26 protein-coding genes are annotated in these 26,797 nt (G+C 67.5%); 8 read left to right on the top strand and 18 right to left on the bottom strand.

From position 1 onward, the window contains the following. Positions 1-33 precede the first annotated feature (33 nt). A complete protein-coding gene (locus WNM05_RS09340) occupies positions 34-279 on the top strand; it encodes a hypothetical protein (protein ID WP_434634412.1) in 246 nt (81 codons plus the stop codon). A gap of 7 nt (positions 280-286) precedes the next feature. Here the strand turns inward: WNM05_RS09340 and WNM05_RS09335 are convergent, their stop codons facing one another. From WNM05_RS09335 to WNM05_RS09325, 3 genes are all read right to left on the bottom strand, one after another. Continuing rightward, positions 287-2,020: an ATP-binding protein gene (locus tag WNM05_RS09335; RefSeq protein ID WP_434634411.1), complete on the bottom strand. Its 1,734-nt coding sequence runs from the start codon at positions 2,018-2,020 to the stop codon at positions 287-289. After that, on the bottom strand, positions 2,017-2,511 hold the full coding sequence (locus tag WNM05_RS09330; protein WP_434634409.1) for a hypothetical protein: 495 nt from the start codon (positions 2,509-2,511) through the stop codon (positions 2,017-2,019). The genes WNM05_RS09335 and WNM05_RS09330 overlap by 4 nt, the downstream gene beginning before the upstream one ends. Positions 2,512-2,690: 179 nt before the next feature. After that, complete coding sequence (locus WNM05_RS09325; RefSeq protein ID WP_434634407.1) at positions 2,691-3,548, bottom strand: flagellin; 858 nt, start codon at positions 3,546-3,548, stop codon at positions 2,691-2,693. Positions 3,549-3,733: 185 nt separating this feature from the next. Here WNM05_RS09325 and WNM05_RS09320 point away from each other — a divergent pair, with 185 nt between their 5' ends. Continuing rightward, on the top strand, positions 3,734-4,987 hold the full coding sequence (locus WNM05_RS09320; RefSeq protein WP_434634406.1) for a S10 family serine carboxypeptidase-like protein: 1,254 nt from the start codon (positions 3,734-3,736) through the stop codon (positions 4,985-4,987). A gap of 109 nt (positions 4,988-5,096) precedes the next feature. After that, positions 5,097-6,485 carry a CoA transferase gene (locus WNM05_RS09315; RefSeq protein WP_434634405.1) on the top strand — a complete coding sequence of 463 codons (1,389 nt, stop codon included), beginning with the start codon at positions 5,097-5,099 and terminating at the stop codon, positions 6,483-6,485. A 6-nt stretch (positions 6,486-6,491) separates the two neighbouring features. Here WNM05_RS09315 and WNM05_RS09310 read toward each other — a convergent pair whose 3' ends face one another. The 6 genes from WNM05_RS09310 to rbsK form a co-directional block, all read right to left on the bottom strand. Further along, positions 6,492-7,508, bottom strand: coding sequence for a substrate-binding domain-containing protein (locus WNM05_RS09310; protein WP_434634404.1), 1,017 nt, complete (start codon positions 7,506-7,508; stop codon positions 6,492-6,494). A 91-nt stretch (positions 7,509-7,599) separates the two neighbouring features. After that, positions 7,600-8,532: a ribose ABC transporter substrate-binding protein RbsB gene (gene rbsB / locus WNM05_RS09305; protein ID WP_434634401.1), complete on the bottom strand. Its 933-nt coding sequence runs from the start codon at positions 8,530-8,532 to the stop codon at positions 7,600-7,602. A gap of 58 nt (positions 8,533-8,590) precedes the next feature. Then, on the bottom strand, positions 8,591-9,529 hold the full coding sequence (locus WNM05_RS09300; RefSeq protein ID WP_434634398.1) for an ABC transporter permease: 939 nt from the start codon (positions 9,527-9,529) through the stop codon (positions 8,591-8,593). Next, the gene (locus WNM05_RS09295; protein WP_434634397.1) at positions 9,526-11,034 is read right to left on the bottom strand and encodes a sugar ABC transporter ATP-binding protein; all 1,509 of its coding nucleotides are present in this window, start codon (positions 11,032-11,034) and stop codon (positions 9,526-9,528) included. Before WNM05_RS09295 ends, WNM05_RS09300 begins: the two co-directional genes overlap by 4 nt. A 10-nt stretch (positions 11,035-11,044) precedes the next feature. Further along, positions 11,045-11,443: a D-ribose pyranase gene (rbsD, locus tag WNM05_RS09290; RefSeq protein WP_434634396.1), complete on the bottom strand. Its 399-nt coding sequence runs from the start codon at positions 11,441-11,443 to the stop codon at positions 11,045-11,047. After that, complete coding sequence (gene rbsK, locus WNM05_RS09285; protein WP_434634394.1) at positions 11,440-12,330, bottom strand: ribokinase; 891 nt, start codon at positions 12,328-12,330, stop codon at positions 11,440-11,442. The genes rbsD and rbsK overlap by 4 nt, the downstream gene beginning before the upstream one ends. A gap of 271 nt (positions 12,331-12,601) precedes the next feature. Here rbsK and WNM05_RS09280 point away from each other — a divergent pair, with 271 nt between their 5' ends. Next, the gene (locus tag WNM05_RS09280; protein ID WP_434634391.1) at positions 12,602-13,351 is read left to right on the top strand and encodes an MgtC/SapB family protein; all 750 of its coding nucleotides are present in this window, start codon (positions 12,602-12,604) and stop codon (positions 13,349-13,351) included. A 12-nt stretch (positions 13,352-13,363) separates the two neighbouring features. Here the strand turns inward: WNM05_RS09280 and zapE are convergent, their stop codons facing one another. From zapE to WNM05_RS09240, 8 genes are all read right to left on the bottom strand, one after another. Further along, positions 13,364-14,527, bottom strand: a complete 1,164-nt coding sequence (gene zapE, locus WNM05_RS09275; RefSeq protein WP_434634389.1) for a cell division protein ZapE — start codon at positions 14,525-14,527, stop codon at positions 13,364-13,366. An 80-nt stretch (positions 14,528-14,607) separates the two neighbouring features. Further along, positions 14,608-15,390: a substrate-binding periplasmic protein gene (locus WNM05_RS09270; RefSeq protein WP_434634387.1), complete on the bottom strand. Its 783-nt coding sequence runs from the start codon at positions 15,388-15,390 to the stop codon at positions 14,608-14,610. Positions 15,391-15,441: 51 nt separating this feature from the next. Then, complete coding sequence (yfcF, locus tag WNM05_RS09265) at positions 15,442-16,053, bottom strand: glutathione transferase (protein WP_434634385.1); 612 nt, start codon at positions 16,051-16,053, stop codon at positions 15,442-15,444. A gap of 76 nt (positions 16,054-16,129) precedes the next feature. Next, entirely contained in the window at positions 16,130-17,020 is an 891-nt protein-coding gene (gene cysM, locus WNM05_RS09260; protein ID WP_434634383.1) for a cysteine synthase CysM, read from the bottom strand. 65 nt (positions 17,021-17,085) lie between these two features. After that, a complete protein-coding gene (locus tag WNM05_RS09255; RefSeq protein WP_434634382.1) occupies positions 17,086-19,887 on the bottom strand; it encodes an FAD-binding and (Fe-S)-binding domain-containing protein in 2,802 nt (933 codons plus the stop codon). Beyond that, a complete protein-coding gene (locus tag WNM05_RS09250) occupies positions 19,884-21,341 on the bottom strand; it encodes a LutB/LldF family L-lactate oxidation iron-sulfur protein (protein ID WP_434634380.1) in 1,458 nt (485 codons plus the stop codon). The genes WNM05_RS09255 and WNM05_RS09250 overlap by 4 nt, the downstream gene beginning before the upstream one ends. Next, complete coding sequence (locus WNM05_RS09245) at positions 21,338-22,036, bottom strand: LutC/YkgG family protein (RefSeq protein WP_434634378.1); 699 nt, start codon at positions 22,034-22,036, stop codon at positions 21,338-21,340. Before WNM05_RS09245 ends, WNM05_RS09250 begins: the two co-directional genes overlap by 4 nt. After that, entirely contained in the window at positions 22,033-22,776 is a 744-nt protein-coding gene (locus WNM05_RS09240; protein WP_434634377.1) for a (Fe-S)-binding protein, read from the bottom strand. Before WNM05_RS09240 ends, WNM05_RS09245 begins: the two co-directional genes overlap by 4 nt. Positions 22,777-23,070: 294 nt before the next feature. On the opposite strand from WNM05_RS09240, the gene WNM05_RS09235 reads away from it, so the two are divergent. Genes WNM05_RS09235 through arsB form a run of 3 tightly spaced genes read left to right on the top strand, consistent with a single transcriptional unit; the run spans position 23,071 to position 24,904 of the window. After that, entirely contained in the window at positions 23,071-23,427 is a 357-nt protein-coding gene (locus WNM05_RS09235; protein ID WP_434634376.1) for an ArsR/SmtB family transcription factor, read from the top strand. Continuing rightward, the gene (locus tag WNM05_RS09230) at positions 23,424-23,840 is read left to right on the top strand and encodes an arsenate reductase ArsC (protein WP_434634374.1); all 417 of its coding nucleotides are present in this window, start codon (positions 23,424-23,426) and stop codon (positions 23,838-23,840) included. The genes WNM05_RS09235 and WNM05_RS09230 overlap by 4 nt, the downstream gene beginning before the upstream one ends. A gap of 47 nt (positions 23,841-23,887) precedes the next feature. Then, positions 23,888-24,904, top strand: coding sequence for an ACR3 family arsenite efflux transporter (gene arsB / locus WNM05_RS09225; RefSeq protein WP_434634371.1), 1,017 nt, complete (start codon positions 23,888-23,890; stop codon positions 24,902-24,904). A 6-nt stretch (positions 24,905-24,910) separates the two neighbouring features. Here arsB and WNM05_RS09220 read toward each other — a convergent pair whose 3' ends face one another. Then, positions 24,911-25,855, bottom strand: coding sequence for a chemotaxis protein (locus WNM05_RS09220; protein ID WP_434634370.1), 945 nt, complete (start codon positions 25,853-25,855; stop codon positions 24,911-24,913). A gap of 180 nt (positions 25,856-26,035) precedes the next feature. On the opposite strand from WNM05_RS09220, the gene WNM05_RS09215 reads away from it, so the two are divergent. After that, a complete protein-coding gene (locus WNM05_RS09215; RefSeq protein WP_434634368.1) occupies positions 26,036-26,794 on the top strand; it encodes an FCD domain-containing protein in 759 nt (252 codons plus the stop codon). Positions 26,795-26,797: the final 3 nt, after the last annotated feature.

Raw genomic sequence — 26,797 nt, 5'->3', positions numbered from 1 at the left:
GGTTTTTGTTAGCGGGTCTAAAGGAGGCCATCGATGCTGACTGAAAAACCCATCGCGGAACGGGATGCCCGAAGGAATCCGGGCGAGGAATTACTTGAATCCGTGCTCGCAATGAAGTCTGGAAACGCGGCTCGCGTGACTAAAGTCACGCCGGCGCTTGCCGCACAGGCCGACGCTCAAGTCGGCGTATCACAAGCCGTACCCGGCCATGCCGCCCGCCCGAAGACTGTCCACATCAGAGCCTGTTCAAGGCCTGTTGCGAACAAGGCAGCGCTTTAAAACATCGTCACAGCGGCAGCGCCGCCAGCGCCTCGCGCAGTCGCGGGCCGTCGAAGGGCTTGTCCAGCCTGGCGGCGAACCAGGCGGCCCGCGCGTCGGAGAACTCCGTCGGGTCGGCGCTCATCGCCAGCATCAGCGGCCGCTGCGGCTGCTTGCGCGCCAGCTCCGCCAGCAGATAGCCGCTGTCCTCGCCCAGTTGCATGTCCAGCAGCAGGATGTCGAAGCGCTGCTGGGCCAGGCAGGCGGCCGCCTGGCTCAGCGTCGCGGCGCAAGCGACCTGGAAACCGTCCTGCGCCAGCCAGTCGGCCACCGAGCTGCGTATCACCTCGTCGTCGTCGACCAGCAGCAGGCTGCGGCTGACGTCGCGGTCCTGCACCTCGCGCAGCGGCAGCCTCACGCTGAAGACGGAGCCGGCGCCGACCCGGCTTTCCATCTCGATGTGGCCGCCGAACAGCCTGACCAGCTCCTTGACGATGGACAGGCCCAGCCCGCTGCTGCCCGGCCGGCGGTTGCGCCCCTGGCTGAACGGCTGGAAGATGCGCTGGCGGTCCTCGTCGGCGATGCCTATGCCGGTGTCGCTGACCTGCAGCAGCAACTCCATATGCTCGTTGCAGGTCTGGCCGCGGGCGGTCAGCGTCACCGCGCCCTGATCGGTGTAGCGTATCGCGTTGGAAACCAGATTGCCTATGATCTGGCGCAGCCGGATCTCGTCCATCAGCACCATCTCGGGCAGATTGTCGACGCGGCAGTTCAGCGTCAGCCCCTTGGCGTCGGCCAGCGGCTGCATCACGTCCTGCACGGCGCGCAGCACCGACGCCAGACGGACCCGGCCGGGATTCAGCCGCAGCTGCATATTCTTGATCGCCGAGATGTCCATGATGTCGTGCACCTGGCTGGCCAGCTGCCCCATGCCCGCCTTCAGCCGCTTCAGCGCCATCTGCGCGCCCGGCTGCGGCGCCACCGCCGGCTCCACCAGTTCCATGCACATCTGCATCGACTGCAGCGGCGAGCGTATCTCGTGTCCCAGCGTGCCGAGGAAGGTGGTGCGGTCCAGCTCCAGCGCCACCGTCGCCTGATGCGCGGCGCGCTCCTGCTCCAGCAAGGACTGGCGCGCCTCGGCCAGCTCCTTCAGCTCCCGGTAGCGCATCAGCATCAACAGGATGCCGCCTATGCCGCCGCACAAGACCAGCTGCAGCACCATCATCTGCGAACGCTGGCTGGACAGCGCGCTGGTGCGCGCCACCCGGGCGGACACCTCGGCCTCTCGGCTTTGCACGGCGAAATTCGCCAGCACCGGTCTCAGCGCGTCTATCCTCACCACCATCTTGCGCGCCAGCGGCGGCGTCAGACGCTGCCACTCCTGGTCGCGCAGCAAGGGCTTCAGCGCCCCGACCAGCGCCTCGAAACCGCTGACCTTGCTGAGCTGGCGGTGCACCAGCACGCTGTCGGGCGCCTCGAACACCTGGTAGCGGCTTTGCAGCAGCTGGAACTGCTGCAGCAGATCGGCCTGCGACTCGGGATCGGCGGCGAAGCCTATCAGCTCGGCCCGGGTCTTCTCCAGCTCGATGTGCAACTGGGCCACGGTCCAGTACAGCTGCTCGCTCTTGCCGCTGTCTATCAGCCCCTGGCTGGCGCGGTCTATCCGGTAGAAATTCCAGCCGGCGGCCAGCAGCAGCAACAGCAGAGACAGCATCAGCCACCACGGGGCCTGCAGATAGCGCTTCACGCGGGACAGCGTCACATCACCTCCATCGCCTCGACCTGCCATACCAGCTTGGCGTCAAGCGGCGGGCCCTTTTCGGAATCCGTCATCTCCGGCAGCGGATACATCAGCCACAGCGGACCGTAGTGCGCGACGTCGAACGGCTTGTTGTCGATGCGGCGCGCCAGCACCACATTGCGCCGCACCAGTTCGACGGTGGAAATGTCGTAGCGGTAATAGTTGATCGCCAGCACCCGCACCGTCGTGCCCTTGGCGTCCACCTTGGCCAGGATGTCGCGCACCAGCGGGCCGCTGAAGGTCACCGACGGCGTCCAGCTGGTGGTGGTGGTGAAACTCATCTGCCGCAAGCGGGCCAGATCGCTGTCGCGAAACTGGTAGATCCCGCGCTTGGCATCGGTGAAACGGCCAATGCGGCCGGACACGGTCAGCACCACCGGGTCGGCATCCGCCAGGACACAAGCGCTCAAGCACAGGCCTATCAACGCACACAAGGCCTTTCGCATAGCCATCCTCTTTCCGTCACGCATCAAAAACGGCCAATTATATTCACCCCCGGAGGGCGCAACCAGCCCTGTACCGATAAATGGCGCGCGGCCGCCACACAAGGCGGGCGCCATAAAGCAAAAAGCCAGCGGCTCGCGCCACTGGCTTGCGGTGCGACGGCGGAAAACCGCCGCCTGCAACGATATTACTGCAGCAGGGACATGGCCAGGCTGTTCATGCTGCCGCTTTGCTTCAGCATCGAGGTGCTGGCTTGCATCAGCATCTGCTTGGCGGTCATCGTGGCGCTTTCGCTGGCGTAGTCGGTGTCCATGATGCGACCCTTGGCCGCCAGGGTGTTGTTGTTCACGTTGTTCAGGTTGTTGACCACGTGATCCAGGCGGTTGGAGTTGGCGCCCAGGGCGGAGCGCACGGCACCGACGCTGTCCAGGGCGGTGTTCAGCAAGTCGATGGTGGCGGCGGCGCCGATTTCGGTGCCGGCGGTGGCGCTCGGGGTCTTGTACTGGGCGGAAGCGCCTTGCAGAGCGGTGTCCAGCGCGGTGATCTGCGCGGATACGTCAGTGGACATCACTTCGGAGGAGCTGGCGCCGATCTGGAAGTTCACGGCCGCGGCCAGCTTGCCGCCGGTCTTGGCCAGCAGCTTTTCGCCGCCGAAGGTGGTGTTGCTGACGATGTTGTTCAGTTCCTTGCCCAGCGCGTCGTACTCGGACTGCATCGCGGTCTTGTCGTTGGCGGTGGCGGTGCCGTTGGCGCCTTCGGTGGACAGGTCCTTCATCCGTTGCAGGATGTTGGTCACTTCGTTCAGCGCGCCTTCGGCGGTCTGCATCATCGAGATGCCGTTCTGGGCGTTCTTCATCGCAACGGTCATGCCGCGGCTTTGCGCGTCCAGACGGGTGGCGATCTGCAGGCCGGCGGCGTCGTCCATTGCGGAGTTGATGCGCTGGCCGGTGCCCAGGCGCGTCATCGAGGTCGACAGCGCGCTTTGGGTGGAATTCATGTTGGACTTGGTGTTCAGTGCCGCGATATTGGTGTACAGGCTCAGCATGGGGTGCTCCGTCTCTAGTTGGTCGTAAAGCGGCATCGCTGCCGTTACCGAGACAAGGCGGCCGATGGCGGACGGAACTTAACTGCAAGCATATGTGAATAATCACGCCTTTTTTATAAACGGTTATTCGTTGCCAGGACAGCTATAACGGATCAAGACCAACAAGCCGTCGGCATAACCCGGCCATGAACGTCCAAGCCAATCCCTTCCTGTTCGAAAGCGCGGCGCTGAGCCATCTGCCCAATTACGGTCCGGTGCGCTCGACTCAGCTGTGCGGCTATCTGTCCATAGGAGACTCGGCCGGCGGCTGGCTGTATTTCTGGTTCAGCGAGGCGGTCGGCAGTCCCGAGCGGGCGCCGCTTCTGGTATGGATCAACAGCGGTCCCGGCATCGGCGCGCTGGCCACCCTGTTCGACGAGCACGGTCCCTATCTGCTGGACAGCGGCGGCCGGGTCTACTCCAATCCGTTCAGCTGGCACCACCATGCCAACTACCTGTTGCTGGACCAGCCGCTGGGCCACGGCCTGTCGTTCTCCACCCATCCGCGCTATCTGCCGGAAAGCCACGACGAGTCCTGCCAACAGCTCTACCACGCGCTGCAGGAATTCCTGCTGCGCTGGCCGCGCTACCGCGAAGTCGATTGCTATCTGTTCGGCGCCGGCCAGACCGGCCACACGCTGGCCCGGCTCGCCAACGCCATACTGGACGGCAACGGCTGCGGCCAGCCGCTGATCAATCTCAAGGGGATAGGATTGGGCAACGGCCAGGTCGCGCCGGAAATCCAGCTGCCCAGCCATATCGACTACGCCAGCCAGCACCGGCTGATCAACGAGGAGGAAAGGCAGCGGCTGGAGGCGATGCTCCAGGACTACATCCGGACCCGGACCGCCGTCACCCCGCTGCAGCGCAAGGAAGCCAGCCACATCGCCCAGGACATGAACGCCTACATCCGGCAGTGCAGTGGCCGCGATCTCGACGACGTCCGCCATCCGCCGTCGACGCGTCACCGCCGGGTCGAGGAGTACCTGGCCCGGCCGGCGGTGCAGCAGGCCCTGCACATAGACCCGCGCTCGCTGAATGAACTAAAGCCGACGCCGCAATCGCTGCTGGAGGCCGCGTGGCTGGAATCGTCGGCGCCGCTGTTTCCGCGGCTGCTGGAGAAGCTGAAAGTGCTGCTCTATCACGGCGAATACTGCTTGGAGGGCAATTATCTGGGCGCCGACGCCTGGCTGGACGCGCTGCCCTGGAGCGGCGCGGCTGAATTCCGCCAATGCAAACGCCAGAGCTGGCGGCCCTACGGCCTGGCCGCCGGCCTGATCCGGCAACACCACCATCTGTCGCACATCATCATACAGAACGCCGGCCTGCACGCGGCCCACGACCAGCCGGCCATCGTCCAGGCGATGTTGAAACACTTCCTGCACGACGACGCCGGCTGAAATCCCGCGCACGCTCCATGCGCCGACAAGGCCGAAAAATGACAAACAGATTGACCGTCGGTCGCGCTTGACGCTTAAATATCCGATCCGATATCCAGGAGATTCGATCATGAGCGCCATCGTCGGCGACGCCGTCCGTCAATTATGGCTGCACTGCGGCCTGGCCCCCGAATGGCTGGACAGGCTAAGCCTGTCCGGCGACGAGCCGGCGCTGCCGTCGTCCTTCGCGCTGGGCCGCGCCGCCCAGGCCTGCGTCGCCGCCAGCGGCCTGGCCGCCGCCTCCTTCCGGCAACTGCGCGGCGGCGGCCCGCAGACGGTCAGCGTGGACATGGGCCACGCCGCGGCCGAGTTCCGCAGCGAGTTGTATCTGCGGGTGGACGGCGAGCCGCCGGCCGACCCGTGGGACAAGATAGCCGGCGTCTACCGCTGCGGCGACGGCCGCTGGCTGCGCATACACACCAATTTCCCCCACCACCGCGACGGCGTGCTGCAACTGCTGAACTGCGACTACGACAAGGCCGCGGTCGCCGCCGCGCTGCAAGACTGGCGCGCTTTCGATTTCGAGGACGCCGCCGCCGAACGCGGCCTGGTGGCGACGGCGCTGCGCAGCTTCGACGAATGGGACGCCCACCCCCAGGGCCTGGCGGTGGCCGGCTTGCCGACGCTGAGCATCAACCGCATCGCCGACGCGCCCCCGCTGCCGCTGCCGGCCGGCGAACGCCCGCTGGAGAACGTGCGCGCGCTGGACCTGACCCGCGTCATCGCCGGCCCGGTGGCCGGCCGCGTGCTGGCCGCCCACGGCGCCGACGTGCTGCACATCACCTCGCCCCGCCTGCCGACCATTCCGACGCTGGACATCGACATGGGCCGCGGCAAGCGCAATGCCCGGCTGGACCTGACGATGGAGGCGGACAAGGCGCGCTTGCGCGGTCTGCTGGCCGGCGCCCACGTCTTCATACAGGGCTACCGCCCCGGCGGCCTGGCGGCGCTGGGCTTCTCGCCGGAAGCGGCGGCCGGCCTCAGGCCCGGCATCGTCTACGTCACGCTGAACGCCTACGGCAACGCCGGCCCCTGGGCCGGCCGGCACGGCTTCGACTCTCTGACCCAGACCGCCTCCGGCTTCAACGTCGCCGAGGCCGAGGCCTTCGGCGCCGACGCGCCGCGCGCCTTCCCGGGCCAGATACTGGACCACAGCGCCGGCACCCTGGCCGCGCTGGGCGCGATCGCCGCGCTGCACCGCCAGCAGCGGGAGGGCGGTAGCTGGCATGTCGAAGTATCGCTGGCCCAGGCCGGCCGCTGGCTGCGCGGCCTGGGCCGCATCGCCACGACGGCATCGCTGCCGACGCTGGAACAGGCCCGTCCGTGGCTGGAAGAAAGCGAATCCGGCTTCGGCCGCCTGCTGAGCGTGCGCCACGCCGCCCTGCTGTCGGCGACGCCGGCGCGCTGGGCGCTGCCGTCAATGCCGCTGGACGCGCACGCGCCGGTCTGGGCCGATTGAAAAACGCTAAGCCGACAGGCGGCGCAGGTTCAGGCTGGCCGGCACCCGCACATCGCGTTCGGCCAGCGCCTCGCCGCGCAGCAGCGCCATCACCTGGCCCAGGCTGGCCTCGGCCAGGCGGTCGCTGTCCTGCCGGATCGCGTCTATCGGCAGCGGCAGGCAATCGAGCAAGGGATGATCGTCGAAAGTCAGCAGGTATTGCGGCGCCTCGCGCAGGCGGTGCCGCTCGCGGATGAAGGACAGCACGCCCTCCAGCAAGGTGATCGCCGTGGTGAACAGCGCGCGCGGATAACGGCCGCGCCGCTGGTACCAGTCCCGCATCAAGGCATAACCGGATTCGCGCTGGAAGTCGCGCTCGGCCACCCAGTCGCCGGCCGGCGCGATGCCGTGCGCCGCCAGGGCCTGCCGATAGCCGGCCAGCCGTTCGCGGCCGGACGACAGCGTCGGCTGGCCGCCGAAATACACCAGCTCGTCGACGCCGGCCGCCAGCACCGGCCCCAGCAAGGCTTCGACGCTGGCCGCGGCGGCCGTCACCGCCGCCGGAATGCCGCTGCCGGGGATGTGACGGTCGGCGAAGACGAAGGGCAGCCTGCCGGTCCACGGCAGATAGCGCTCGGCGTCGCCGCTGCACGGCACGACTATCATCCCGTCCACCTGGCGGGCGGCCAATTGGCCGATGCCGGCGCTCTCGCGTTCGGCGTCCTCGTCGCTGGTCACCATCAACAGCTGATAACCCAGGGCGCGGCAGCCGTTCTCCAGCGCCTGCGCCAGCGCGGCGTGGCTGGAGTTGGTCAGGTCGGGAATCACCAGGCCTATGCTGCTGCTGCGCCGGCTGCGCAGGCTGCGCGCCTGCTGCGAAGGACGGAAATGGTGCTCGCGCGCCACCCGCTGCACTTTTTCCACGGTGGCGGACGAGATGCGGTAGCGCTCGGCATGGCCGTTCAGCACCATGCTGGCGGTCGTACGCGACACGCCGGCCAACTCGGCGATGTCGTCTATGGTCAGGCGTTTGAAATGGCTCATTGGCGGTGCGGACGATGGGAACTGACGAAATAGATGATATCGGCAAAAACGGGTCCGGCGCACCGCGCCGGACCCGTCCGCCTGCCGCCGCCTACTGTTTGACCAGGTTCAGCGGCACCGGGATGAAGCGCTCCACCTTCTGCCCCTCGGCCAGCTTCTTCGCGGTCTGCACGCCATAGGCGCCGATCAGCGCCGGCTGTTGCTGCACGGTGGCGGACAGCGTGCCGGATTTCACCGCGGCCACCGCGTCGGGCGTCGCGTCGAAACCGACCACGACGACGTTCTTCAATCCGGCGGCCTGGATCGCCTTGACCGCGCCCAGCGCCATCTCGTCGTTGTGGGCGAACACGCCCTGGATGTCCTTGTTGCCCTGGATGATGTTCTCCATCACCGACAGGCCCTTGGCGCGGTCGAAATCGGCCGGCTGCCTGGCCAGCAGCTTGACGCCGCCCTTGTTGTCGACCACCTGGTGGAAGCCCTCGCCGCGCTCGCGGGCGGCGGAGGAGCCGGCTATGCCTTCCAGCTCGACGATGCGGCCCTTGCCGCCCAGCTTGCCCAGCAGATACTGGCCGGCCATCACGCCGCCGGCGGTGTTGTCGGACGCGATGTGGGAGCTGACCGCGGCGCCGTTGACGCTGCGGTCCAGCGACACCACCTTGATGCCCTTGTCGGTCGCTTCCTTCACCACATTGGCGACGGCGGAGGAATCGGTCGGATTGATCAGGATCACGCCCACCTTCTTCTGGATCAGGTCCTCGACGCTGGCCTGCTGCTTGGCCGGATCGTCCTGCGCGTCGACGGTGATCAGATTGACGCCCTGCTTCTTGGCCTCGGCCGCCGCGCCGTCGCGCAACTCGACGAAGAAGGGGTTGTTGAGCGTGGACACCGCCAGGCCGACGGTGATCTTGCCGTCCGCCGCCGCGGCGCTGGCGTCGCCGGCGGCCGAGCCCGGCCCCTGCTTGGAGCAGGCGGCGACGCCGAGGGCCAGAACGCCAACCATCAGCGGGGTGAGAATGCGTTTCATGCTGAGACTCCCTGAAGAATGGACAGATGCACTGCATTGGGCGGCGGGGCCGCCGGAATCACTTGTTGCCGCGGCGGTCCAGCAGCACCGCCAGCAGAATCACCGCGCCCTTGATCACCTGCTGGTAGAACGAGGACACGCCGAGGAGGTTGAGGCCGTTGTTCAACACGCCTATCAGCAAGGCGCCGACCAGGGTGCCGAAGATCCATCCGCGGCCGCCGGTCAGGCTGGTGCCGCCCAGCACCACCGCGGCGATGGCGTCCAGCTCGTAGCCGGTGCCGGCCGTCGGCTGCGCCGAGTTCAGCCGCGAGGTCAGCACCACGCCGGCCAGCGCCGACATCGCGCCGGAAACGGAGTAGACCCACAGCTTGATGCTGTCGACCTTGACGCCGGACAGCCGCGCCGCCTCCTCGTTGCCGCCGGCGGCGTACAGATGGCGGCCGAACACCGTCTTCTTCAACACGAACCAGAAGACGGCGAACAGGACCAGCATCGACACCACCGGCACCGGCACCAGGCCGGCGACGTAGCCGCCGCCCAGCATCGAGAACAGCTCGCTGTCGAAACCGGTGATCGGGCTGCCGTTGGAAAACACCAGCGCCAGGCCGCGCAGTATCGTCATCGTCGCCAGCGTCGCGATGAACGGCGCCACCCTGCCCTTGCTGATGACCAGGCCGTTGAACAGGCCCATCGCGGCGCCGGCGGCGATGCCGGCCAGCGTCGCCAGCATCGGATCGGCGCCGGCGCGCAGCAAGGTCGCCGCGATCACCGACGACAGGGCCAATATCGAACCGACCGACAGGTCTATGCCGCCGAGCAGGATCACCAGCGTCATGCCGAAGGCGATCAGCGCGTTGATCGACACCTGGCGCATCACATTCAGCAGATTGTTGACGGTCAGGAAATCCGGACTCATCACCGACAGGCCGGCGGCCACCAGCGCCAGCGCGATGAACGGTCCGAGACGTTGCAGAGTGGCTTTTTGTTGCGGGGTCATGCTTGCTTCCTGGTTTCGGTGGCGACGGCCCCGCCGGTCGCGGCGGCCATCAGGGTTTCCTGGCTGCAGCCGGCGGCGGCGAAGATGCCGGCCTGGCGGCCCTCGTGCAGCACCAGGATGCGGTCGCTCAGCGCCAGCACTTCCGGCAACTCCGACGACACCATCACGATGGCGGTGCCGGCGGCGGCCAGTTGGTTGACGATGTGGTAGATCTCGGCCTTGCCGCCGACGTCGACGCCGCGCGTCGGCTCGTCCAGCAGCAAGACCTTGGGCGGGCGCGCCAGCCATTTGGCGAACACCACTTTCTGCTGATTGCCGCCGGACAGCGACTTGACGTCCAGTTCGGCGTCGCGGGTGCGGATGCGCAGCTGGGCGATCAGCTCGTCGACGGCGCGCTTTTCGTCGTCGGCGCGCACCACGCCCAGACGGGCGTAGCGGTCCAGGTGGACCAGCGTCGCGTTCTCTCGCAGCGACATGCCCAGCACCAGCCCCCTGCCCTTGCGGTCTTCCGGCACGAAGCCCAGGCCGGCGGCGATGGCGTCGCCGGGCGCGGCCACCCCGAGTGCCACGCCGTCCAGCGCGACGCGGCCGGCCGTGCGGCGCTTGGCGCCGAACAGCGTCTTCAGGATGTCGCTTCGTCCCGAGCCCATCAGTCCGGCGATGCCCAGCACCTCGCCGGCGCGGACGTCGAAGGAGATGCCTTCTATCATGTCCCCGTCGGAGAGGTTCTCCACCGCCAGCCTGACCGCGCCCGGCGCGGCCTGCCGCTTCGGATAGCGCTCGCCTATCTCGCGTCCGACCATCATCCGCACCACCTCGTCGAAATCGGTGGCGGCGACGTCGCGCTCGCCGACGAAACAGCCGTCGCGCAGGACGCTGATCCGGTCGCAGACGCGGAAGATCTCCTCCATCCGATGCGAGACGTAGACGATGCCGACGCCGCCGGCCTTCAAGCCGGCCATCAAGTCGAACAGCCGGTCTATCTCGCGCTCGGTCAACGCCGCCGTCGGCTCGTCCATGATCAGCACGCGGGCGTTGAGCGCCAGCGCCTTGGCGATCTCCACCATCTGCTGCTGGCCTATCGACAGACTGCCGGCCTCGGCGTCCGGATCTATGCCGCCGGCGCCCAGCGCCGCCAGCTGCTCCCGCGCCCGGCTGCGCATCGCGGCGAAGTCTATGACGCCGAAGCGCGACGGCTCGCGGCCGAGAAACAGGTTCTCCATCACCGACAACTGCGGGATCAGGTTCAGTTCCTGGTGGATGATGGCGATGCCGGCGGCCTCGGCCGCCGCGGTGTCGCGCAGGTCCAGCCGGCGGCCGTCCTGCAGGATTTCGCCGGCGTCGGCGCGGTGCACGCCGCTGAGTATCTTCATCAGCGTCGACTTGCCGGCGCCGTTTTCGCCCATCAGCGCGTGGATTTCGCCGCCGCGCACCGTGAATTCGACGTTCTGCAGCACCTTGACCGGTCCGAAGGCCTTGTCGATGCCGCGCATGGTCACTTGCATGTCCGGCCCCTCAGAAAATCACGCCGGAATGCAGAATGGCGTTGGCGTAAGGCGTGCACTCGCCGGTGCGTATCACCGCGCGCGCCGAGTGGCAGCGCCGCTTCAACTCCTCGTGGCTGACGAAATCCAGCGCGACGCCGGCGCGGGCCAGCGCCTCGGCCTTGTCCCTCGCCATCACATTATGCGATTGACATTCTACGGCAAATACCGCCCGCTCGCACTGGAAGTCGGCGAGTATGCTGTCCAGCGTCTCGCCGAAGCCGGGCCGCCCCAGCTGCAGCGCCAGGTCTATGCATTCGACGCCGGGCGGGATCGGCAGCCCGCAGTCGGCGATCACCAGACTGTCGCCGTGGCCCATTGCGGCCAGGATGCGGGCGATGTCCCGGTTCAGATGGCCGTACTTCTTCATGCGCCGCGCTCCAGGAACGCCTCCAGTTCGGCCAGCGTCGGCATCCCGCCCTGGGCGCCGGGACGGGTCACCGCCAAGGCGCCCGCCGCGTTGGCGCGGCGCACCGCCTCTTCCAGCCCCTGCGGCAGGAAAGCCGCCAGGGCGCCGTTGAAGGTGTCGCCGGCGCCGGTGCTGTCCACCGCCTCGACCTTGAAACCCGGCTGGTGGCGCAACTGTCCGCGCGCCAGCGCGAAATAGGCGCCGTGCTTGCCGTGCGTCATCACCAGCTTGCCGGGCCGATCGGCCAGCAGCGCGCGCCAGTCGGCGTCCGGCTGGGCCAGCATGGTCAGGAATTCGTGTTCGTTCGGCGTCAGCAGCGCCACCCGCTCCAGCAGTTCCTCCGGCAGCGGCACCGCCGGCGCGGGGTTCAGCAGCAGCGGCTTCTTGTGCCGCGCCGCCAGCTCGGCCGCGCGACGCACCGTCGCCAGCGGAATCTCCAGCTGGGTCAGCACCACGTCGGCGTCGGCGAAAGCCTGCTCGGCGGCGTCCAGGTGCTCGGGCAGCAAATGGTGGTTGGCCCCGGGCACGACCATGATGGCGTTGTCGCCGCCGCTGACGGTGATGACGGCGATGCCGGTCGGCGCGGCCGCCGTCAGCACGCCGCCGGTGTCTATGCCCTCGCGTTCGAGATGGGCCCGCAGATCGCGGCCGAAAGCGTCGTCGCCGACGCAGCCGAGCAAGGCCACTTCGGCGCCGAGGCGGGCGGCGGCCACCGCCTGGTTGGCGCCCTTGCCGCCCGGATAGGTGGCGAAGCCGTCGCCCAGCAGCGTTTCGCCGAGCTGCGGCAAGCGTCTGGCGGACACCACCAGATCCATATTGATACTGCCTACCACCAGCACCCGAGTCATGCCACCCCCTTGTGTATCTTTGCTACATCGCGGTTCATAAACTGGAATTCACAAGCTAAAACGTAATCAGCACGAATTTATAACAGATATTTTCCGCACTCCGAAAGAGGCGGACGCAAAAATGTAGCAAGCGGACTACATGTCTTTACGTAAAGAAATACCGATCAGTCCATTCCCTTACGCACGGCGACCGCACATGCCATGCTGGGGAAAAACCGCCGGATATGCAATCATCGTGGCATCTACGATGGAACCGCCGGGGGAGCAAAACATGGATTTAAGCTGGCAGCAACTGACCGAGCTGTACTGGAGCGGCGCGAAGTGCGAGGTCAATCTGCTGCTGATCGCCAATCTGCTGGGCGGCCTGCTGCTGGGCAGCCTGCTCGGCTACGAGCGCTGGTACAACGGCCGCGCCGCCGGCATGCGCACCTACGGCCTGGTCTGCATGGCCTCGGCGGCGGCGATCAGCATCATCGGCTATTCCGGCTTCTGGTACGGCGGCCACAGCCCCGACACGGTGCACGGCGACATGACCCGGGTGGCCCAGGGCGTGCTGACCGGCATAGGCTTTCTCGGCGCCGGCATGATCATGAAGGAGGGCTTGAGCATCAGCGGCCTGACCTCGGCCGCCTCGGTGTGGATGTCGTCGGTGATAGGCATCCTGGTCGGCGTCGGCTTCTACGGCGCGGCCATCGCGATGACGGTGCTGTGCATGGCCTTCGTCGTCGTGGTCAACCGCATCGAACACATCCTGCCGCGCCGGGTCAGCCTGTTCGTCACGATACGGCTGGACCCGACGCACAACTGGTCGGTGGAGAAGCTGGCGGCGCGACTGGAACGCTTCGGCCTGGAGCTGCACGACGAGAGCGTCAGCATACAGGCCGACCAGGCCGGCACCCGCTGGACCTTCCTGATCTCGGCGCGCAACCGCCGCACCTTCATCAGCGTGGTCGACCTGTCGCGCGACATCATGGCGGCCGACCACATCCAGGAACTGGACATCCAGCCGGCGCGCAACTGAGCGCGCCGCCGGCTACAGCACCACGCCCGGCGGCGGCTGGTCGTGGCTTTGCGCCATCGACTGGTGCGGCAGTTCCAGATAGCTCTTCGACTGCATCTCGGTCAGCCGGCTGGCGGTGCGGAAGAATTCGCCGGCCTGCAGGCCCTCGGTGTAGATCTCCTCCGGCGCGGCCGCCGCCGAGGCGATCAGCTTGACGCGGTTGTCGTAGAACACGTCGACCAGCCAGGTGAAGCGCCGCGCGATCGACGCCTGCTTGGCGGACAGCCTGGGAATGTCGGACAGGAAGACCGTGTGGAATTCGCTGGCGATCTCCAGATAATCGGTCTGCGCGCGCGGACCGTCGCATAGCGCGGCGAAATCGAACCAGGCCACGCCCGGCGACAGGCGCCTGACCGCGATCTCGCGGCCCAGCACCGCGATGGACTTCTGCGGCAGCTCGGCGCCGGTGCCCACCTTGCGGAACAGCTGCTCCATCCGCCGCTCGCTGTCCTCGTCGGCCGGCACCATGAACAGCGGCTCGCGCGTCAGCTCGCGCAAGCGGTAGTCGTGGCCGCCGTCCACGTTCAGCACGTCCAGTTCGCGCTTGATCAACGCTATCGTCGGCAGGAAGTTCTGCCGTTGCAGGCCATTGGGATAGAGATCGTCCGGCGCGTAGTTCGACGTGGTCACCACGACGACGCCCCGCTCCAGCAAGGCCGACAGCAGCCGGCCCAGTATCATCGCGTCGGCGATGTCGGAAACGTGGAATTCGTCGAAGCACAGCAGCCGCGTCGCCCTGGCGATCTGGTCGGCATAGGCCAGCAGCGGGTCCTTGCCGCCGGCCAGTTTCTTCAGTTCGCGGTGCGTCTCCGCCATGAAGCTGTGGAAGTGGATGCGGCGCTTCCGGCGATACGGCACGCAGGCGTAGAAGGCGTCCATCAGAAAGCTCTTGCCCCGTCCTACGCCTCCCCAGAAATACAGGCCGCGCGGCACCTCCGGACTTCTCAGGCTGCGGCCGAGAAAGCGGTTGCGCTTGGCCTTGAAATCCACCAGCGCGTGCCACAGCCGGTCCAGTTGCTCGATCGCCGCGGCCTGCGCCTCGTCGTGGATGAAGCCGGGTTTTTCGCTGGCCATCCGATACCAGCCCTTGGGGCTGCAGTGGACGTTCTCGTCCGGAGAGAATGTGTGTTGCGACATGTCTTGTGCTTGTTCTGCGCTGCGTTGGGCGCCGCTTGCGCGGCGCGGCGTGAATCCCAGATGATAACCGCTTTGTCCGCTCAGCGGCAGGAGGCCAGGCGGATGCCGGACGGCGCCGCCAGCCGTTTCAGGCTGCCGTCGCGGCACATGTCGTCGAGCGTGCGGTTGAAGGTCTCCAGCATGCCGGTCCGCACCCGGCTGCGGGTGAAGCCGTACAGATAGGTCAGCTGCCTGACCTCGGCCAGCCTGTTCAGATTGGCCAGGCCGTCGCGCCGCATCCAGTAGCGCGCGACGTCGTCGTTGGAAAACGCCACCGCCCCGACGCCGTAGCGGCCGGCGGCCATCTTGCGCAGCACCGTTTCCGGATCCGGCTCCACCGCCAGTCTCGCGCCGGGCACGCCCTGTATCAGCCGCTCGCTATTGGTCTGCGACAGCGACGGGCCGTAGACCGCCACGGTCCGGCCGGCGAGATCGGCCGGCGCGCGATAGCGCAGGGCGCTGCCGTTTTTCGCATACAGGCCGTAGCTGCTGGCCAGCACCGGCTTGGACAATTCCATCACCGCGCGCCGCTCCGGCGCGTCCTGCGCCAGCACCAGCCCGTCGGCGCCCCCCTGGCTGACAGTCAGCAAGGCCCGTTTCCACACCATGGCCTGGACGGTACAGTTCCAGTCCGCCCGCCGGCAGGCCTCGCGCAGAATGACGATCATCGCGCCGTCGAGCTTGCCGCCGGCGCCTTCGGTGATGAACGGGGGAAACAGCTGGGTGACGAAATGCAGATCGCGCGTCGCCGCGTCCGCCTGCGCGCCGGCGCAAGCCAGCAGCAGGGCGGCCCACAGCCTGAAGCCCGTTTTCCCGACACTCATCGTCCCCGTCCCCTGCCTTCTTTTCCGCAGTATAGAGCGGGCGAAACCGGCTCAGCGAGTCTGCCGGGCGCGCCAGGCCGCCAGCGACGGCCGCCGCCACTGCCGTTCGGCGTAGGCGGCCAGCCTCGGCGGCAGCTCGTCGGCCGTCAGCCGCTTCAGCAGCAGGGCCAGTTCGGCGTCCGCCACGCACCAGCCGCCGAACAGCTCGCCGCCGTCGGCCGGCACCACGGCCTCGGCCACCGCGATCAGCTTGTCCGCCGCCGCGCGCGCCTCCGCGCCCAGCGGCAAGGCCGGCTTGAGGCCGAACACCGTCTCGGTGCTGCGCTCGTTCCGCAACGCCAAGAGATCGCTGCGCAGCCAGGCCTGCAGCTGCCTGGCGCGGGCGCGGGCCTTAGGCTCCGTCGGCAGCGCGCGGGCGGTGGCCGGGTAGGCGTCGTCCAGGTATTCGATGATGGCCGAAGACTCGCTGAGCGAGAAATCGCCGTCCACCAGCGTCGGCACCCGCGAGGTCAGAGACTGCGCGCGGTAGGCCGGCTCGAACTGCTGGCCTCCGGCGAGATCGCGGGTAAGCGTTTCGAACGGCAGACCCTTCTCGCTCAGCGCGACGAAGACGGCCATCGCATAGGGACTGAGAAAATCCTGATCGACATAAAGTTGCAGCATATCGGCATCTTTCGAACAAAAAACCATGCTAATCGCCAAGCTGTCCGCTGCCAAGCGGGCGTCGGACCCCGCCGCGTCAAGCCTGGTCGAACAATCCGGTCGACAGGTAGCGGTCGCCGCGGTCGCAGACCACGGACACGATGACGGCGCCCCTCAACTGGGCGTCCAGCCGCAACGCCACCGCCAGCGCGCCGCCGGACGACGGCCCGGCCAAGATGCCCTCGCGCCTCGCCAGCAGCCGCGCGGTGTCCTCGGCCTCCCGCTGGCCCACTTGCTGGATTTCGTCTATGCGGGAGAAGTCGCAGATTTTCGGCACATACGGATCCTCCCATTTGCGGATGCCGGCGATCTGGCTGCCCGGCTCGGGATGGACGCCGATGACGCGGATCTCCGGATTCCTCTCCTTCAGGAAACGGCCGGTGCCCATGATGGTGCCGGTCGTGCCCATGCTGGAAACGAAATGGGTGATGCCGCCGCCGGTGTCGGCCCAGATTTCAGGGCCGGTGGTTTCATAGTGCGCCTGCGGATTGTCGGGATTGGAGAACTGGTCCAGGATGCGGCCCTGGCCGGCCGCCTCCATGCTGCGCGCCAGGTCTATCGCCGCCGGCATCGAGCCGGCGGCCGGCGTCAGGATCACCTCGGCGCCATAGGCGCGCATCGCCTGCACCCGCTCGGCGCTGGAGTTCTCCGGCATGATCAGCACCATACGGTAGCCCATCATCGCCGCCGCCATCGCCAGCGCGATGCCGGTGTTGCCGCTGGTGGGCTCGATCAGCGTGTCGCCGGGCCGGATGTCGCCGCGCCGCTCGGCGCGGCGTATCATCGACAGCGCCGGCCTGTCCTTGACCGAGCCGGCCGGATTATTGCCCTCCAGCTTCAGCAACACCACATTGCCGTTGCCCGCAGGCAGGCGCTTCAGCCTGACCAGCGGCGTGCCGCCGACGAAATCTTCCAGATATTTGTACACAGAGGCTCTCCCAGAACTGGCCCCATTATATCGATTGGCTATCAGCAGATACGAAATCGTTCTGTCTAATCTAATAACCATCGGTAACAGGACAGTTCGGCGTCCTCGGCGCTGCAGGCGTCGAGCAGGGCCTCGATGCCGCGGTAGGCGATACCGCCGTGCTCGCTCAGGCCGATCTGGCAGCTGCGGCTGATCGACACGCCGTGACGGCAGGTCGCCGGCAAGGCCGGCGCCAGCCGCCTCAGGCTGTGCGCGTTCAATTCCGGCACCGTGAAACCCTTGACGCCGGCGAAACCGCAGCAGGCGATGTCCGGCACCGTCAGCCGCTCGCAGCAACTGGCGGCCAGCCGGCGCAGATGGCCGGCCCCGCCGATCGCGCTCACGCTGCACGGGATGTGCAGCGCCAGCTCCGGCAGCCGCCGCCGTATCGTCAGCCGGGGCAGGACGCGCTCGGCCAGGAAGCTGGCGGCGTCGCACAGGCGAAGCCTGGCGTCGAGCAAGCCGTCGCGCTGCGCCTGCAGCACCCGCGCCGCGCACGGGCCGTTGTCCAGATAGACCGGGTGGCGGCCGTCGCCGCTGGCGCGCAGCAGCGCGGCGTTCAGCGCGTCCTGGCTGATGGCCAGCGCCTCGGCGGCGTTGGCAGAGGCGAACGGCTGGCCGCAGCACAGGCCGTCGCGGCCCGGCGGATAGATGGGGGCGAAACCGGCTCGGCGCAGCAGGCTGACCGCATGGAACGCAGAGGACCGCCCGTCGTCGCCGTCGGCCAGCGCGCGGTTGACGCAGCTGACCAGCAGCACCACCGGCTCGCCGTCGCCGCCCGGCTCCGGCAACGGCGCGGCGGCGCGCGGCAAGCCGACCGGGATCAGCGGGATGGTCCTGCGCCCGCCCGCCATGCGCGCGAGCGTCAAGCCGGTCCGGGCCGCCGCCGTCATCGACGCGATGTGACGGGCGGCGAAGCGGGCCAGGCCGGGATGCCGGACCGGCCCCCGCAGCCGCTGCATCAGCAGACCGGCGTTGATGCCGACCGGACAGCGCGTCGCGCACATGCCGGTGGCGGCGCAGCTATCGATCGCGCGGTAGCGGAAGCCGGACTTCAGTGCCGTCCGTTCCGCCGCGCCGACGCCGTCGCGTTCCAATTGGCGGATGCGGCGCCAGACCGCGATGCGCTGGCGCGGACTCAGCGTCAGGCCGTGAGACGGACAGGCCGGCTCGCAGAAACCGCACTCGGTGCAGCGGTCGACGATGTCGTCGGCCGCCGGCATAAGCTTCAGGTTTTCCAGATGCAGCCTGTCGTTGTCGGTGATGATGACGCCGGGGTTCAGCAGGCCGTCCGGATCGAACAGCGCCTTGATCCGGCGCATGATGTTCCACGCTGCGTCGCCCCACTCCTGGCGGACGAAGGGCGCGACATTGCGGCCGGTGCCGTGCTCTGCCTTCAGCGATCCGTCGTACTCGCCGGCGACCAGGTCGCTGACATCCTGCATGAAGGCGGCGTAGCGCGCCACCTCGGCCGGGCTGTCGAAGCCGGGCGCGAACACGAAGTGCAGATTGCCGTCCAGCGCGTGGCCGAACAACAGCGCCTCGTCGTAGCCGTGCTTGTCGAACAGCGCGGTCAGCCCCGCGACCCCGTCGGCCAGCTGCGGAACCGGAAAGGCCACGTCCTCTATCACCACCGTCGTTCCGGTCCGCCGCGCGGCGCCCACCGCCGGAAACAGGCCTTTGCGCAGCGCCCAGTAGCCGGCGCACTCGCCCGCGTCGCGGCTGAAGCCGCTGGACGCCTGCGGTTCGAAACCGGCCAACAGCCCCTGTATCGCCTCCGCGTGTCCGTCCAGCTCCGCCGCGCCGGCGGCGCGCAGCTCGATCAGCAGGCAGGCGCTGTCCGGCCCCACCGGCCGGCGCAGGAAATCCGGCAGGCCCGGCTTGCCCTGCACCGCCCGCAGGCTGCGGCTGTCTATCAGCTCCACCGCCGACACGCCGTGGCGCGCCCTCGCCTCGCCCAGCGCCGACACCGCGCGGCAGCAGCGCCTCAGATCGTCGAACCACACCAGCGCCGACGTCTTGTGCGGATGCTCGACCACCGCGTGGAAGGTGATTTCGGCGATGAAGCCCAGCGTGCCTTCGGAGCCGATCAGCAAATGGGTCAGCATGTCCAGCGGATCGGCGAAATCCAGCAAGGCGTTGATGCCGTAGCCGGTGGTATTCTTCAGCCGGTATTTGCGCCGCACCCGCTCCGCCAGCCCGGCGTCGCCGGCCAGCTCGCGCGACAGCCGCGAGAGGCCGTCCAGCAGACCGGCGTGCGAATCGCGGAAGGCCGCCACGCTGGACGGATCGGCGCTGTCCAGCACCGTGCCGTCGACCAGCATCAGCCGTATCGCCTGCATCGTGTGGTAGCTGTTGTCGCGAGTGCCGCAGCACATGCCGCTGGAGTTGTTGGCGGCGATGCCGCCTATCTTGGCGGTGTCTATCGACGCCGGATCGGGCCCGAGCTTGCGTCCGTACGGCGCCAGCATCGCATTGGCGTGCGCGCCTATCATGCCGGGCCCCAGCCGGATGCGCGCGCCGCCGTCCAGCACCTCGCCCCGGTTGAAGCCGTCGCCGAGCAGCGCCAGCACCGAGTCCGACACCGCCTGGCCCGACAGGCTGGTGCCGGCCGCGCGGAAGGTGACGGCGACGCGGTGCCGGCGGGCCAGCCGCAGCAGATCGGCGACCTCGGCCTCGCTGTCGACCCGGGCGACGATCTGCGGCCGCAGGCGGTAGCAACTGGCGTCGGTGCCGTAGGCCAGCGTGGACAAGGGGTCGGTGAAAATGCGCGACGCCGGCATCGCCCGGCGCAGGTCGTCCAGGAAGGCGGCGTGGGCGGGCGTCATGCCGGCCCCTCCCGCTTTGCCTCCCGCTCGCGCACCAGCTCGTGCAGCGTCTTCGGCGCCGGCGTCAGCGGCAGATGGTTCTGCGTCCAACCCAGCTGATTTTTGGGCGCGTGCCTGCGCAGCCGCGTCGCCGTCCAGCCGAACAAGCGGTACAGGCCGGGCGAGGCGTTGACCAGGCGCCAACCCGTCCACGCTGCGCGTTCCACCGCGCTGGCCGCCGCGCCCTGACCGGCGAGCGGATGGTCCACCGGCTCGTTCGCCGGCCGCTGGCTCTCCTCGCGCAGCCGCATCAGCATCTCCGGGATCGGGATGCGCACCGGACACACCTCGCCGCAGGCGCCGCACAGACTGGACGCCGTCGGCAGGTCGCGCGTGTCGGCCAAGCCCATCAGATGCGGCGAAAGGATCTCGCCTATCGGTCCCGGATAGGTGGTGCCGTAGGCATGGCCGCCGATTCGGGTGTAGACCGGACAGTGGTTCATGCAGGCGCCGCAGCGTATGCATTGCAAGGTCTGGCGCAACTGCTCGTCGGCGTAGGCCTGGCTGCGGCCGTTGTCCAGCAGCACCAGGTGGACCTCGCGCGGGCCGTCCTTCTCGGAGGGCTTTCTCGGTCCGCTGATCATATTGAAGTAGGTGGTGATGGCCTGGCCGATCGCGGAACGGGTCAGCAGGCTGTACAGCGGGACCACGTCCTCCAGCTTCTCCACCACTTTCTCGATGCCGGTGACGGCGATGTGCACGTCCGGCACCGTCGTGCACATCCGGCCGTTGCCTTCGTTTTCCACCAGGCACAGCGTGCCGGTTTCGGCGACGGCGAAGTTGACGCCCGACAGGCCGACGTCGGCGTCCAGGTATTTTTGCCTGAGCACGCGGCGGCCGATCCGGATCAGTTCATCGACGTCCTCGGTGTAAGGCGTGTCCGGCAACTGCTCATGGAACAGCTTGGCGATGTCCTGCCGGGTCTTGTGTATCGCCGGCATGATGATGTGGGTCGGCTTCTCGCCGGCCAGCTGGACGATGTATTCGCCCATATCACTCTCCACCGCCTCCACGCCGCGTTCCGCCAGATAATCGTTGAGCTCGATCTCCTCGCTGACCATCGATTTGCCCTTGACCATCAGCTTGCCCCGCCTGCCGGCGACGATGCCGTGAATGATGCCGTTGGCGTCGGCGGGCGTCTCGGCCCAATGCACCTGGACGCCGTTGGCGGCGAGCCTTTCTTCCAGCTGTTCCAGCAAATCCGGCAGCTTGGACAGACAACGCCGGCGTATCCCCTCACCCAGCGTGCGCAACGCCGCCAGTTCCGCCGGGTCCGGAAACGAGGCCAGTCGTTTGGCCATCAGGAAATCCATCGCGCCGCGCAGGCTGGCCCGCAGCTTGTCGTCGGCCAGCGCGGCGCGGGCATTGTCCTTGAAAGCCCGGGACCGATGGACGGTGACGGGATGCGCCCTCATCGCCCGCCCCCTTCCAGCTCGGCCAGCGCGACATGCGGCGGGACCAGCGCCACCACCAGCAGCTCGCGCGGACCATGCGCGCCGTAGGCCAGCGTCTGCTGGATGTCGGCGGTCTTGGACGGGCCGGAGATCAGCAAGGCATTGGTCGGCATGCCGTCGGCCCAGCGCCCACCCTCCATCGCCGAATAGAAATCCGGGTACAGGGCGGCGGCGTCGAACAAGGCGATGTGCAGCGGCGGCACCAGACTCATCGTCCGCGGCTCCGTCTCGTCCGGCCACAGAACCAGCGTGCCGGTGGCGGCGATGCCGCAGCGGGCGATGGTGAAAGCGGCGGCGACGTCGAACAGCTCGGCCTTCCAGTCGTCGACCTCGCGGTCGAAACAGACGATGCGCGGCGGATTCGCGCCGCCCTCGAGCCGGCGCGCCAGCCTGCGGCCATGCGGCGCGTCCGGCAGCAGCAAGGACGGCTGCGGATGCGCGTCCAGCCAGCCGGCCAGCGCCGCGTCCCAGTCCGCCTCGCGCGTCCACAGGATTTCGGTCTTCGCCGCGCGCATCGCCGCCGCCCAGCGGCGCAGCCTGGCGACCTCGTCCTCGCCGTCGGCGAAACGCCGGAAATGGCCGGCCAGATCCGGCCGCGGCAGCTCCCGGCGCGGCGCGGCGCGCAGCTTGGCCAGAATGGCGTCGCGCGCGCTCATCGCTTGCCCCCGGTGCGTTCAAGCAGGAAGCTGGCCAGGTGGCGCCCCTGGAAGGCGCTGCCGCACTGCCCGAGCTTGCCGTTGATATTGAGCAGGCAGCCGGCGTCGGCGGTGACGAACTCCGTCGCGCCGCCGTCCCGCAGCGCTTGCGCCTTGTCGGCCACCATCGCGCCGGCGATGTCCGGATGCTTGATCGAAAACGTGCCGCCGAAGCCGCAACATTCGGACTCGTGATCGTGGAGCACCCGCTCGACGTTCTGCAGCCGGTCGACCAGCGCCCAGCTGCTCCGGTGGACGTTCATCTCGCGCCGCGCCGAACAGGAGGTGTGGACCGCCACCGCCACCGGCGGGCCGATGTCCTCGGGCCGCCAGTCCAGGCGGTTCAGCAGGAAATCGGAAAACTCCGCCACCCGCGCCGCGACGGCGCAGGCCGCAGCCTCGTCCGGCTCACCGGCGAACAGCCGCGGCCAGTGGTGCTTGATCATGCCGCCGCAGGAACCGGACGGCACCACGATGGGCCAGTCCTCGGGAAAACAGGCCAGCTGCGCGCGGGCCACCGCCAGGGCCTGCCTGGGATGGCCGCTGGTATAGGCCGGCTGGCCGCAGCAGCTCTGGGCCTGGGGATAGTGCACCCGCATGCCCAGCCGTTCCAGCAGCGCGATGGCGTCGAGACCGGCCTCGGGCAGGAACAGATCGAGCAGGCAAGTGCCGAACAGGTATACGTCGGCAGGCGTCTTCATGGCTCTCTTTGTAAATTGGTAAGACCAATTATTATTATGAAAACCACTTTAGAGTGAATGCTTGAGTTCGTCAATATGACAAGAGCGACCCCGGCATGCCGATGCGCCCGCAGCCATCCGCCGGCGCGGCAGGCACGCCTGGCGGAAGATTGCGCTTTGTGGTTTTTTGGAGAAAGTCGGGACTCGGGCCATGCCGCTGCGCGCAAGGAGCCCAGCGGATAGTCGGGGAGGACGAGATGCGCTCAACGCATTTCTCGCTTGGCAAGCGTTCATTATTTCCATAATAATGGAAATATGGAAATATTAAGCGCAGCCGAACGCCTGGCCGCTCTCGGGCATGAGTCCAGGCTGGCCACCTATCGCCTGCTGGTGGAAGCCGGTCCGCAAGGACTGATCGCCAGCGCCATCGCCGAACGATTGGGCCTGCCCGCCGCCACGCTGTCCTTCCACCTGTCGCACCTGAGCCGGGTCGGCCTGGTCAAAGGCGAGCGCGAGAGCCGCTTCATCCGTTATTCGGCCGAATACGGCGCGATGGACGCGCTGATCGGCTTTCTGACCCGTAACTGCTGCCAGGGAGAACCCTGTCGGCCCCCGGCAGTCTGCTGCGCGCCCGACAGCCAGCCCGCCCGCGATGGAGCATCGCCGACATGAGCCGACTCAAAACCGTGCTGGTGCTGTGCACCGGCAACTCCTGCCGCTCGCAAATGGGCGAAGCCATCCTGAATCATGAGCTGGCGGGCCTGGCGCGCGCCCTCTCCGCCGGCACCGCGCCGCAAGCCACGGTGGCAGACGGCGCGATAGAAGCGCTGCGGCTGGCCGGTCTGCCCACCGATGGCCTGCATCCCAAGGATGTGGACGCCGTGATCAACGAGGACATCGATCTGGTGGTCAGCGTGTGCGACAAGGCCAGGGAAAGCTGTCCCGTCTTTCCACGGCCGCTCAAGCGCATCCATGTCGGCTTCCACGATCCTCATGGCGAAACGCTGGACAGCTTCATCCGCGTGCGCGACGACATCCGCGCCAGGCTGGTGCCCGCCGTGCGCGAAGCGTTGGGCATTTCATGAGCGCGCATCAGGACATGGCTGCAGGCACATCGGCCCAAGCCCCCGCGATGGGAACATTCGAACGTTATCTGAGCTTGTGGGTGCTGCTGTGCATCGCCGCCGGCATCGCCGCCGGCCAACTGGCGCCCGGCCTGTTTCATTCGATAGCCGGGCTGGAGGTCGCCGGCGTCAATCTGCCTGTCGGCTTGCTGATCTGGGTGATGATCATCCCGATGTTGATGAAGGTGGATTTCGGCGCCTTGCACGAGGTGCGGCAACATGTGCGCGGCATCGCCGTCACCTTGCTGGTCAACTGGCTGGTCAAGCCGTTTTCCATGGCGCTGCTGGCTTGGCTGTTCATCCGGCACGCGTTCGCGCCCATGCTGCCCGCCGAACAGCTGGACAGCTATGTCGCCGGCCTGGTCCTGCTTGCCGCCGCGCCGTGCACCGCCATGGTTTTCGTCTGGAGCCGGCTGAGCAACGGCGACCCGCTGTTCACGCTGTCGCAGGTGGCGCTGAACGACGCCATCATGCTGTTCGCCTTCGCACCCATCGTCGGCCTGCTGCTGGGCATCTCGGCGATCGCCGTGCCGTGGGACACGCTGCTGGCCTCGGTGGTGTTGTACATCCTGATTCCGGTGCTTCTGGCCCAGCTGTGGCGCAAGGCCTTGCTCGCCAAAAGCCAGGCCGCCTTCGATGCCGCCATGGCCCGGATCGGCCCGTGGTCGATGGCCGCGCTGCTGGCGACGCTGGTGCTGCTGTTCGCCTTCCAGGGCGTGGCCATCCTGGGCCAGCCGCTGGTGATCGCACTGTTGGCCGTGCCCATCCTGATCCAGGTGTTCTTCAACTCGGCGCTGGCCTACTGGCTGAACAGGAAGGCGGGCGAGCGGCACTGCATGGCCTGCCCGTCGGCGCTGATAGCCGCGTCCAATTTCTTCGAACTGGCGGTCGCCGCCGCCATCGGCCTGTTCGGCCTGCACTCCGGCGCCGCGCTCGCCACCGTGGTCGGCGTGCTGATCGAAGTGCCGGCGATGTTGCTGGTGGTCAAGGCGGTCAACGGGACCAAGCAATGGTATGAAAGCTGAACACGCCTAGGTCAGCAGCAGCATCTCCCGCAGCTTGCTCGCCAGCTTCTGCGGCTCGTCCTTGGACACATAGGCGTCGACGCCGACCGATTCGCCCAGCTTCTTGTTGGCCATGCCGGACAGCGACGAATGCATCAAGACCGGGATGCCGGCGAAACGGGCGTCGTCCTTGATCATCTTGGTCAGCATATAGCCGTCCATCTCCGGCATCTCCACATCGGTCAGGATCAGGTGAAGCTCTTCGGAAAGCTTGCGCCCGGCCGCCTCCGCCTGCTGCGCCATCTTCTGCAGCGTTTCCCAGCCGCGCATGCCGTTCATTTCCGACGAATAGCGGATATGCATCGCTTCCAGCGTCCGCTCGATCTGCTTGCGCGCCACCGCGCTGTCGTCGGCGAAGAAAATGTGGCGGTCCTCCTTCACCGGCTCGATCGAGATATAGTTCTGGACCTCGTCGGCCAGGCAGGTCTCGGCCAGCACCTTCTCGACGTCCATCATCATCACCAGCGTGCCGTTTTCGAGCTCGGTGACGGCGGTGACCAGGCCCGCCATCCGGTTGGTGATCATGTCGGGCGGCACCCGCATCGCCGACCAGTCCAGCCGCAGAATCGTGTCCACCGCCTCCACCAGAAAGCCCTGGGTGTGGCCGTTGTACTCGGTGACAATCATGATTTCCGGCCGCTTGGCGGTCACGATGCCGGTGTATTTTCCGAGGTCTATCACCGGCACCAGCGCGCCGCGCAGGCTGACCATGCCCTCGACCGAGGCCGGCATTTCCGGCGCCGTGGTGATCTCCGGCGTGCGCATCACCTCGCGCACCTTGAACACATTGATGCCGAACACCTCCTTGCGGCCGGTGCGCTGGTCGTTGCCCAGCGAAAACAGCAGAATCTCCAGCTTGTTGGTGCCGGCCAGCTTGGTGCGGGCATCGATCTTCTTCAGCAGGTCCGACATCACGGCACTCCGGGCAAAGGACAGTACGTCTTTATAGCAAATATCCAGAATCGGCGAGGCTTGGAGCCTGTTCATGATCTTTTTCCCGCAGCGGTCGCTTGCCGCGGCGATCGCCGCCCGCGCATTCTGCTATGCTTGGCCATCTGGTCAGACCAACGCGCTCATTGCGGACATCCTCACATGGCCTACCCCAAAGTCACTCAGCCCAAACTGTCCGACCTCATCGTGCAGCAACTGGAGAAACGCATTCTCGACGGCGTCCTGAAGCCGGGCGACCGCCTGCCGCCCGAGCGGCGCTTGGCCGAAGAACTGGGCGTATCGCGGCCGTCGCTGCGCGAGGCGATCCAGCAACTGGCCTCGCGCGGCCTGCTCGCCAGCCGCCAGGGCGGCGGCACCTGGGTCACCGACAGGCTGGAAGCCTCCTTCTCCGATCCGTGGGAGAAGCTATTGCGCCAACACCAGGCGCTGCATGGCGATCTGCTGGAGTTCCGCCGCGTGCTGGAAGGCGCGGCGGCCCGCCACGCCGCCAGCCGCGCCACCGCGGCGGACCTGCAAGGGCTGCAACGCTGCGTCGACCGCTTGCAGCAGGCCTACCGCGGCGGCGATCTGGCCGAGCAGGCGCAGTCCGATGCCGAATTCCACCGGGCGGTCGCCGAAGCCTCTCACAATGCGCTCTTCGTCCAGTTGTCCGGCAGCCTGCTGGCGGTCTTGCGCCGCCACATCCACGACAACGTCGCCAGCCTGTTCGCAGCAGGCGAAGTCGCCGAGGCCTTGCGCGGCCAGCACCTGGCCATCTGGCAGGCGATCCGCGATCGCCTGCCAGACGCCGCGCAACAGGCCGCCGAACGGCACATAGACTTCGTCGCCGACACCCTGCGGGCCCAACGGCTGCAAGACGAGCGCGACGCCCGCGCCCGGCTGCGGCAGAACGAAGCCTGAAAA

It is taken from the genome of Chromobacterium sp. CV08 (genome assembly GCF_051129845.1).
In the GTDB taxonomy this organism is placed as follows: domain Bacteria; phylum Pseudomonadota; class Gammaproteobacteria; order Burkholderiales; family Chromobacteriaceae; genus Chromobacterium.
This window is presented reverse-complemented; position numbering and strand designations above follow the sequence as displayed.

Excerpts from the sequence above, each read along its gene's own strand:
- WNM05_RS09315 (WP_434634405.1), top strand. The coding sequence starts at position 5,097 with ATGAGCGCCATCGTCGGCGACGCCGTCCGTCAATTATGGCTGCACTGC.
- WNM05_RS09250 (WP_434634380.1), bottom strand. The coding sequence starts at position 21,341 with ATGAGGGCGCATCCCGTCACCGTCCATCGGTCCCGGGCTTTCAAGGAC.
- WNM05_RS09295 (WP_434634397.1), bottom strand. The coding sequence starts at position 11,034 with ATGCAAGTGACCATGCGCGGCATCGACAAGGCCTTCGGACCGGTCAAG.
- WNM05_RS09270 (WP_434634387.1), bottom strand. The coding sequence starts at position 15,390 with ATGAGTGTCGGGAAAACGGGCTTCAGGCTGTGGGCCGCCCTGCTGCTG.
- WNM05_RS09245 (WP_434634378.1), bottom strand. The coding sequence starts at position 22,036 with ATGAGCGCGCGCGACGCCATTCTGGCCAAGCTGCGCGCCGCGCCGCGC.
- arsB (WP_434634371.1), top strand. The coding sequence starts at position 23,888 with ATGGGAACATTCGAACGTTATCTGAGCTTGTGGGTGCTGCTGTGCATC.
- WNM05_RS09340 (WP_434634412.1), top strand. The coding sequence starts at position 34 with ATGCTGACTGAAAAACCCATCGCGGAACGGGATGCCCGAAGGAATCCG.
- WNM05_RS09215 (WP_434634368.1), top strand. The coding sequence starts at position 26,036 with ATGGCCTACCCCAAAGTCACTCAGCCCAAACTGTCCGACCTCATCGTG.
- WNM05_RS09235 (WP_434634376.1), top strand. The coding sequence starts at position 23,071 with ATGGAAATATTAAGCGCAGCCGAACGCCTGGCCGCTCTCGGGCATGAG.
- yfcF (WP_434634385.1), bottom strand. The coding sequence starts at position 16,053 with ATGCTGCAACTTTATGTCGATCAGGATTTTCTCAGTCCCTATGCGATG.
- WNM05_RS09255 (WP_434634382.1), bottom strand. The coding sequence starts at position 19,887 with ATGACGCCCGCCCACGCCGCCTTCCTGGACGACCTGCGCCGGGCGATG.
- WNM05_RS09240 (WP_434634377.1), bottom strand. The coding sequence starts at position 22,776 with ATGAAGACGCCTGCCGACGTATACCTGTTCGGCACTTGCCTGCTCGAT.
- WNM05_RS09310 (WP_434634404.1), bottom strand. The coding sequence starts at position 7,508 with ATGAGCCATTTCAAACGCCTGACCATAGACGACATCGCCGAGTTGGCC.
- rbsB (WP_434634401.1), bottom strand. The coding sequence starts at position 8,532 with ATGAAACGCATTCTCACCCCGCTGATGGTTGGCGTTCTGGCCCTCGGC.
- WNM05_RS09300 (WP_434634398.1), bottom strand. The coding sequence starts at position 9,529 with ATGACCCCGCAACAAAAAGCCACTCTGCAACGTCTCGGACCGTTCATC.
- WNM05_RS09330 (WP_434634409.1), bottom strand. The coding sequence starts at position 2,511 with ATGGCTATGCGAAAGGCCTTGTGTGCGTTGATAGGCCTGTGCTTGAGC.
- WNM05_RS09320 (WP_434634406.1), top strand. The coding sequence starts at position 3,734 with ATGAACGTCCAAGCCAATCCCTTCCTGTTCGAAAGCGCGGCGCTGAGC.
- WNM05_RS09220 (WP_434634370.1), bottom strand. The coding sequence starts at position 25,855 with ATGTCGGACCTGCTGAAGAAGATCGATGCCCGCACCAAGCTGGCCGGC.
- WNM05_RS09325 (WP_434634407.1), bottom strand. The coding sequence starts at position 3,548 with ATGCTGAGCCTGTACACCAATATCGCGGCACTGAACACCAAGTCCAAC.
- WNM05_RS09280 (WP_434634391.1), top strand. The coding sequence starts at position 12,602 with ATGGATTTAAGCTGGCAGCAACTGACCGAGCTGTACTGGAGCGGCGCG.
- rbsD (WP_434634396.1), bottom strand. The coding sequence starts at position 11,443 with ATGAAGAAGTACGGCCATCTGAACCGGGACATCGCCCGCATCCTGGCC.
- rbsK (WP_434634394.1), bottom strand. The coding sequence starts at position 12,330 with ATGACTCGGGTGCTGGTGGTAGGCAGTATCAATATGGATCTGGTGGTG.
- zapE (WP_434634389.1), bottom strand. The coding sequence starts at position 14,527 with ATGTCGCAACACACATTCTCTCCGGACGAGAACGTCCACTGCAGCCCC.
- WNM05_RS09230 (WP_434634374.1), top strand. The coding sequence starts at position 23,424 with ATGAGCCGACTCAAAACCGTGCTGGTGCTGTGCACCGGCAACTCCTGC.